The organism is Caballeronia sp. (assembly GCF_028292365.1).
Classification (GTDB): domain Bacteria; phylum Pseudomonadota; class Gammaproteobacteria; order Burkholderiales; family Burkholderiaceae; genus Caballeronia.
In genome coordinates this window covers 1-7,237 of sequence record NZ_JAQGMM010000104.1, presented here as the reverse complement: position 1 = coordinate 7,237, position 7,237 = coordinate 1, and the positions used below count along the sequence as shown (strand labels likewise).

4 protein-coding genes are annotated in these 7,237 nt (G+C 61.8%); all 4 read left to right on the top strand.

Annotated features, from left to right (window positions below; genetic code table 11):
- The first annotated feature begins 962 nt into the window (after positions 1-962).
- A complete protein-coding gene (locus JWR14_RS06530; RefSeq protein WP_299703339.1) occupies positions 963-4,373 on the top strand; it encodes an Rne/Rng family ribonuclease in 3,411 nt (1,136 codons plus the stop codon).
- 186 nt (positions 4,374-4,559) lie between these two features.
- Positions 4,560-5,669 carry a GTP 3',8-cyclase MoaA gene (gene moaA / locus JWR14_RS06525; RefSeq protein WP_299703336.1) on the top strand — a complete coding sequence of 370 codons (1,110 nt, stop codon included), beginning with the start codon at positions 4,560-4,562 and terminating at the stop codon, positions 5,667-5,669.
- A 1-nt stretch (position 5,670) separates the two neighbouring features.
- The gene (mobA, locus tag JWR14_RS06520) at positions 5,671-6,330 is read left to right on the top strand and encodes a molybdenum cofactor guanylyltransferase MobA (RefSeq protein ID WP_299703333.1); all 660 of its coding nucleotides are present in this window, start codon (positions 5,671-5,673) and stop codon (positions 6,328-6,330) included.
- Between the two features lie 151 nt (positions 6,331-6,481).
- The coding region (locus JWR14_RS06515) for a molybdopterin molybdotransferase MoeA (protein ID WP_299703330.1) at positions 6,482-7,237 on the top strand (756 nt) is incomplete at its 3' end.

The following is a 7,237-nucleotide window of genomic DNA, read 5'->3' as shown; positions in this document are numbered from 1 at the left end:
GCGACCTTTTTATGGGATGTTTTGCCTAACTCATTCATTCTGAATATAATTTGCGGACAGTCTGGAAAAAGCCACTAAGCTGGCCGGATGTTGTCAGACTGTACAGGTGCAAGCAGTAAACCGTTATTTTACTTGCGCCCAGGGCCAGTTGCTCACCCGGAAAACGGAGTAACGAGTTGCACGCACGACGATATCGCACGGCAGGGACGGTGCCCACAGGCGCGTTCGGTCGAGTCGATCGTCGACACGGTAACGGATTTTTGGCGATCAAGAATTTTATCGGCGAGAGACAGTGAGGTCCGGTCTAAAACCCGGCTTCTTCCGGATGTGACCCGGGTATCAGGCAGGTATCTAAAAGATATCGGGCGGGTATCAGGTTAGGGTGAACGGAACATTGTCGCTTGGCCGTTGCGAAGAAAACGGCTTCTGCTGCAAGCTGCGCTGAAACGGGCGAAGCGTGGCAGAGGACGCAACAAGACGAGACACCCAACGCGGTTATCGGGCGCTTTGAGCACCCGGCCAACCGCAACGGCAATCTGCTGCAGGTTTGAAAAACGTCGGTCGGTTTGTTTGGTCGCTTTGGCTTTGCGCGAAAACCCTCCTCCCGTTTGACACTGCAGCAGGCCGCATCCGGCTGCTGCTGGCTGTGCTGCCGGCTCTTCGAGTAGTTTGAAGGACGTCGAGCCGAAAGCGCTGTGCCGCTTAAGCCGCGCCGTTGCTTCACGGCGTGTCAAAGTCTTTTCGCATGTGCCCCAAGGCTTGCTGCCCGTCACGACGCATTTCGTCGCTGGCCGGCCGCCAGACCTGTTCCAGGCAATTCTCCCCGCCAGATCTCTCGCTCCAGCGTGCTTTGTGACAACACACACAAAAAAGCGCGGCGCGCCCGCCCTCCTGCTTCACGCGACTGACAACCGCGCGAATTCGCTCGACGGGGGCCGGTAGAGCCGCTCTGGAGCCGTCCAATGAAACGCATGCTGTTTAACGCGACGCAGCAAGAAGAATTGCGCGTCGCCATCGTCGATGGGCAAAAACTCATCGACATCGACATCGAAACCGCCGGGCGCGAACAGCGCAAAGGCAATATCTACAAGGGAGTCATTACCCGCATCGAGCCCTCGCTCGAAGCCTGCTTCGTGAACTATGGCGAAGACCGCCACGGTTTTCTGCCGTTCAAGGAAGTCGCCCGCCAGTATTTCAAGGACGGCGTCGACATGCGCTCCGCGCGCATCCAGGACGCGCTGCGCGAAGGCCAGGAACTGATCATCCAGGTCGAAAAGGAAGAGCGCGGGAACAAGGGCGCGGCCCTGACCACGTTCATTTCGCTCGCCGGACGTTACCTCGTCCTGATGCCGAACAACCCGCGTGGCGGGGGTGTATCGCGTCGGATTGAAGGCGACGAGCGTCAGGAATTGCGCGAAACAATGTCCCAGCTCGATTTGCCGGAAGGCATGAGCATCATCGCGCGCACCGCGGGGATTGGCCGTTCGGCTGAAGAACTGCAGTGGGATTTGAACTACCTGATGCAACTGTGGCGCGCGGTGGAAGCGGCGTCGCAAAGCGGTGTAGCCGGCAAGCCGATGCTGATTTATCTCGAATCCAGCCTCGTGATCCGCGCGATCCGCGATTACTTCCAGCCGGATATCGGCGAAATTCTGATCGATACCACCGAGATCCATGACCAGGCCAGCGCCTTCATGGACATCGTGATGCCGGATAACCTGAGCAAGGTTAAGCGCTACCACGACGACGTTCCCCTCTTCTCCCGTTTCCAGATCGAACACCAGATTGAAACTGCGTACTCGCGCACGGTGCCGTTGCCCTCGGGCGGCGCGATCGTGATCGACCATACGGAAGCGCTGGTGGCTATCGACGTGAACTCGGCCCGCTCGACGAAGGGCGCGGACATTGAAGAAACGGCGACCCGCACGAACCTCGAAGCCGCCGATGAAGTCGCGCGCCAGTTGCGCCTGCGCGATCTGGGCGGCTTGATCGTGATCGACTTTATCGATATGGAGTCGGCCAAGAGCCAGCGCGAAGTCGAGCAGCGTCTCAAAGATGCGCTCAAGCACGACCGTGCGCGCGTACAAATGGGCAAGATTTCGCGCTTCGGTTTGATGGAACTGTCGCGTCAGCGGCTGCGTCCGGCGCTCTCCGAGGGCAGCCATGTGACGTGCCCGCGTTGTAATGGTACGGGCCACATTCGCGATACCGAATCGTCCGCGCTGCAAGTCCTGCGGATCATTCAGGAAGAAGCAATGAAGGAAAACACCGCGGCAATTCATTGCCAGGTGCCGGTGGAAGTCACCGCCTTCCTGCTGAACGAAAAGCGCTCGGAAATCAACAAGATCGAGTCGCGCTTCAAGGTCAACGTCGTGTTGATCCCGAACAAGCACCTCGAAACCCCGCATTACAAGCTGGAACGCCTGCGCCACGACGATACGCGTCTCGACGAACCGCGTGCCTCCTGGAAGATGGCCGAAGAGGCGGCGCACGAACTGGAATCCGAAACGGGTTACAGCAAGCGCACCGAAGAAATCAAGCCGAAGCAGGAAGCGATGGTCAAGGGCATCACACCGGCATCGCCTGCGCCTAGCGCACCGGTGAAGGTGATCGCTCCAGTTGCAGCACCTGCGCCGGTGGTGGCTGCATCAACGGGCGGATTTATCGGCTGGCTGAAGAATCTGTTTGGCGGGCAGCCCGAAGTGAAACCGGCTCCCGCGCCGGTCGTAGCGCCCGCACCGGCACGTCCGGCGCGTGGCGAACGGCCAGAGCGCTCGGGCCAGGGTGGGGATCGGAACCGTAACCGTCGTGGTGGTGCGGCTTCGCGTGATAGCGCTGCTGCTACGGGCGCTACGCCAAGCGCTCCGGGCACGGCGGGTGGTCGTCAACCGCGCCGCGAAGAACGGGAACCGAAGGAAACGCGTGAACCGCGCGAAGCACGTGAAACCCGTGAGCCGCGCGAACCGCGTGGTGGACGTGAAGGCCGTGAGCCGCGTGAAGCACGCGAAGGCCGCGAGCCGCGTGAGGCCCGTGAAGGACGTGAACCGCGCGAGCCGCGTGAAGTACGTGAACCGCGTGAGAACCGTGGCGAACGCGCGCCGGAAAGCGCTGAAGCCGCCGATCGCGGTCAACGCCGTGAACGTGGCGAACGTCCGGAACGGGGCGAACGCCGCAAGCCGCAGCCGGAAGCCGCCGTCGAAGCATTGACGCAAGGCGAAACGGTGGTGTCGGAGTTGACGGACGACACTCTTTTGGGCCAGGAGTCGCAACAGAACGGTAATGCTGACGCATTGCAGGCCGATCAGGCCAGCGCAGCGCGTGAGGGCGAAGAGCGCCGTCGTCGCCGCCGGGGTCGTCGTGGTGGACGCCGTGATCGTGAGGAAGATGGCGTGACGGCCAATCAGGCCGGTGACGCTGCTGAAAACGAAGGCAATGCTGACAGCGAGCGGGCTCAAGCCGGTGTGTTTGACACGGATTCGTCAAATGAAGCCGATGACAGCCGCGATTTCGCACCCGTTGTGGCTAAACCCGCTGTAGTTCAACCCGTTGAGACGGCGCAGGCAGTGCAGGCACCCCTGCAGGAACCTGCGCACGCAGTCACGGTCGAGCCGGTTTCGGCCGCCGCGATCAGCGTGACGGAGTTACCGGAGCCGGTTCGTGTCACGCAAGTGGCGCCGGTTGAAGCAGTGCCGGTGGAGGCAAAGCGCGCCGAAGCCGAAGGTTTTGTCGTGTCACATGGGGCGCAGGAAGTGCACGCCGCCGAGCAAACCAGCGCAACGGTCGCTGAAGCGCCGGCAACGGACATCTTCGAAAAGCCAGTCTCACGGCCGATCGAAAATCCGTTCGGACCGACGCCGAAGCTAGCGGAAGAGAAGGTCGAAAGTCCTTTCGCCGATACCCCGAAGGCAGCGGAACCCGCACCCGTCGTTGCTCACGCGGCGCCGGAAGCTGAAATCGCTGAACCGGTGAAAATGGCGCCGGTCGCCGCGACGCCGGAATCGGATCTGATTTCGTCGATTGCATCGCCCGCGCCCGTTGTGGCTGAGGCGTCTGCGCCGGTCGAGTCCGAGCCTGTGAAGACGTTCGAACCGGTGGAAACCGTGGCTCCCGCAGCACCCGCTCCCGTAGCGGCTGCTCTGGCTGCCCCAGTTGCTCCGGTCGCGGCGGTCCCCCTGAAGGAAGAAGCGCTCAAGCCGATGCTGGATACGGCGGGCCTCGTCTGGGTGAACACTGACGCCGACAAGCTTCGCGCAGCCCGCGAAGCCGCAGCCCAGGCTGAAGCGCCGAAACGTGTCGTGCGCGAACGCAAGCGCCTGCCGCCGCTCGACGCCGCACCGATGCAACAAGTGGAAACAGGTAAAGACGCACACTAAACGCGTCTGACGTTTCGAAAAGCGCCACGTGACTTCGGTCGGTGGCGCTTTTTTATTGGACGTGGGACAAATGCCCGTGAAAAGGCGATGGCAAGCCGCTTTAAAACCGCCCTTCCGCTAAAATGAATTGTTCGATGTTCATAGCAGCCGCCCTACCGCCGCCGCCGCACGAGAAATAAAACGATCATGTCCCGACGCATCATTCCTGTTACCGATGTCAGCGCGATCCCGGTTTTTTCCGGCATCGCTGCGACGCCGCGCGGACTGCTCACCGACCGGCTGTCGCGTGAGTTGCGCGATTTGCGCATATCGGTGACCGATCGTTGTAATTTTCGCTGCGTGTACTGCATGCCGCGCGAAGTTTTCGATAAAAACTACGCATTTCTGCCTCACAGCGCCCTGCTGTCGTTTGAGGAAATCGAACGGTTGGCGCGGTTGTTCGTCGAACACGGCGTTGAAAAAATCCGGCTGACCGGCGGCGAACCACTGCTGCGCAAGAACATCGAATTCCTGATCGAACGCTTGGCGCTGCTGCGCACGCCGGAAGGGCGCCCGCTCGATATCACGCTCACCACTAACGGGTCGATCCTCGCCCGCAAGGCGCGCTCGCTAAAAGACGCGGGGTTGTCGCGGGTAACGGTGAGCCTCGACGCACTCGACGATGCGTTGTTCCGCCGCATGAACGACGCCGATTTCGCCGTCGCCGACGTGCTTGAAGGCATCGAGGCCGCGCACACCGTTGGCCTGGCGCCGCTGAAAGTCAACATGGTGGTCAAGCGCGGTACGAACGACCACGAAATCGTGCCGATGGCGCGCCATTTCAAAGGCAGCGGCACGGTGCTGCGCTTTATCGAATATATGGATGTAGGTGCGTCCAACGGCTGGAACATGAGCGAAGTGTTGCCGTCGGCGGACGTGGTCGCGCGCATTGCCGAATATTTTCCGCTGCGGCCGCTTGATGCCCACAACGACGCCGAGACGGCGCAACGCTGGGGTTACGAGGATGACAGCGGTGAAATCGGTGTCATTTCGAGCGTGACGCGCGCGTTCTGCGGCTCCTGCACGCGCGCCCGCCTCTCTACTGAAGGCAAGCTGTACTTGTGCTTGTTCGCCACGTCCGGCCACGACTTGCGCGCGCTGATCCGCAGCGGCGCGAGCGACGCCACGGTTGCAACCGCTATTGCCCGGATCTGGGAAGCACGCACCGACCGCTACTCGGAACTTCGCGGCAGCAACGCGTTACCTGCTGTCGATCCAGACGCCCCGCGCGTCGAAATGTCGTATATCGGCGGCTGATATGGCCGAGCTCACTCAGCCGACTGGCAATCCTGGCATCCCCGGCCATCCTTTTCCGAAGCGCGATATCACCGGCGTGGTGCTGGCGGGTGGACGCGGATCGCGCATGGGTGGCGTCGATAAAGGCCTGCAGCCGCTCGACCTCGAACCGCTTGCGCTCCATGCACTGCGCGCGCTCAAGCCGCAATGCGGCGCGATGCTGATCAGCGCCAATCGCAGCCTCGAGATCTACGCGCAACTTGGCATGCCGTTCCAGGCGAAGGTGATTGTCGATACCTTTCCCGATTTCCCTGGCCCGCTTGCCGGGATATCGGCCGCGCTGCGTGCGGCGCACACTGAGTTCGTGCTGTTCGTGCCCTGCGACGCGCCTTTCGTCGATCCTCATCTGGCCGAACGGCTATTCGATGGCCTGAGCGCCGAACAGGCAGATATCGCGATGGCAGCAGTCGCCGATGTCACGGGTGAACGTCACGTGCACCCGGTTTTCGCGATGCTGCGCGCGTCACTGGTGGACGATCTCGACGCGTTTATCGGTGCCGGCGAGCGCAAGGTCCGCGCGTGGTACGCGCGCCACAAGGCGGTAGAAGTGACCTTCGCCAACGAGCGTGCGTTTTACAATGTCAACGACTTGCAGCAGCTAGCCGATCTCAACCGCAACTAAGCAGGGGTTCGTTTCATTCCGTGCTCAGGTTTGCGGCGAGGCCCCCGGCTTGGTCAGCGCCGCACTTGGCTGCGCCAGCCTCCTCGACATGCCAGCCTTTTCCACCGGTCCGCCCGCGGGCTTTGCATCGCGACTTCCGCTCCACCCATCAATGAACACACCCAGGCACTTTTCGAGCTGCGTCGCCGAGTACGATCCGAACGCGCTGCCCGTCAGCGCGGCGCAGGAAATCGTGCGCCAGTGGGCGTTGCCGCGCGGTCGTATCGAGGTGGAACACGTGCGTCTCTTCGACGCACTCGATCGCGTCCTTGCGGAAGATGTTATCTCGCCGATCAACGTCCCTGTGCACGACAACTCGGCCATGGACGGTTATGCGTTCGATGGCTCGACATTGCCGGATGGATCCGATGATGAACTGCTTCGCTTGACGGTCGCGGGTACCGCGCTCGCCGGACAGCCGTTCGAAGGACATCCGCTCGCCGCCCAATGCGTGCGCATCATGACCGGTGCGCTGATTCCACCGGGGTGCGACACGGTAGTACCGCAAGAACTCGTACAGCGCACTGGCGATGCCGTTACTTTCTCCGCAGCGCGTATTGTGCGCGGCGCGAATCGGCGGCTCGCAGGGGAGGATCTCGCGCAGGGCCAGCCGGCGTTGCGCCGGGGCCGAATCGTGCGTGCGTCGGATCTTGGTTTGCTTGCGTCGCTGGGCATTGGCAACGTCGCGGTGCAACGGCGCTTGCGTGTCGCGTTTTTTTCAACCGGTGACGAATTGCGTTCCGTTGGTGAAGCGCTCGCGCCGGGTTGCGTCTACGACAGTAACCGCTATACCCTCTTCGCCATGTTGCGCCGGATGAACGTGGAACCGGTCGATCTGGGGATTGTGCGTGACGATCGCGTATCGCTT

Bases quoted from the DNA above. Each gene is read 5' to 3' on its own strand.
- JWR14_RS06530 (WP_299703339.1), top strand. From the start codon at position 963: ATGAAACGCATGCTGTTTAACGCGACGCAGCAAGAAGAATTGCGCGTC.
- moaA (WP_299703336.1), top strand. From the start codon at position 4,560: ATGTCCCGACGCATCATTCCTGTTACCGATGTCAGCGCGATCCCGGTT.
- mobA (WP_299703333.1), top strand. From the start codon at position 5,671: ATGGCCGAGCTCACTCAGCCGACTGGCAATCCTGGCATCCCCGGCCAT.